The organism is Hymenobacter terrenus, assembly GCF_000972495.1.
Classification (GTDB): domain Bacteria; phylum Bacteroidota; class Bacteroidia; order Cytophagales; family Hymenobacteraceae; genus Hymenobacter; species Hymenobacter terrenus.
The window spans coordinates 1-677 of record NZ_LATM01000130.1; the positions used below are offsets into that span (position 1 = coordinate 1).

1 protein-coding gene is annotated in these 677 nt (G+C 65.9%); it reads left to right on the forward strand.

Annotation, left to right across the window (positions count from 1 at the left end; genetic code table 11):
• The coding region (locus WX88_RS26815) for an IS3 family transposase (RefSeq protein WP_046247506.1) at positions 1–664 on the forward strand (664 nt) is incomplete at its 5' end.
• Positions 665–677 lie beyond the last annotated feature (13 nt).

Here is a 677-nt window from a genome sequence, read left to right on the forward strand (position 1 = left end):
GGGCCACGCCGTGGGCCGTTGGCGCATCCGCCGCGTGCTCAAAGCCCACGGCCTGCGCGCTCAACAGCCGCGCTCGTTTGTGCCCCGCACGACCGATTCCGACCCGGCCGTGCGCGCCGCACCCAACCGCTTACTCGGCCAACGGGCCCCCGCCGCCCCGAACCGGGTCTGGGTGGGCGACATCACGTACTTGCCCCGCCAGGGCGGCGGCTGGTTGTACCTGGCCGTGTGGCTTGACCGCTGCTCACGCAAAGTTGTCGGCTGGGACGTGCGCGACACCATGCCCGAAGACTTGGTTAGCGAAGCCCTGCGCCGCGCCCTGGTCGTGCGCCGGCCCCCGGCCGGGCTTGTCATCCACTCTGACCAAGGCAGCCAGTACACGGCCACCCGCTTTAAAGACCTGGTCGCCAAACACGGCGCGCTGCAGAGCATGAGCCGGCGGGGCAACTGCTACGACAACGCCCACGCTGAATCCTTTTGGAGCCGCTTCAAAGCCGAACTGCTCGATGGTGGTAGCTTTCCCGGACTGGCCGAGGCTAAACTCGAAATCAGCCACCACGTGGCCTACTACAATGCCGAACGACGCCACTCGGCGCTTGGCTACCAATCACCCAACCACTTCGAAACGCAACTTCAAACCACGTCCCTACTCTGTCCGGCTTAGCTAGACCACCTCA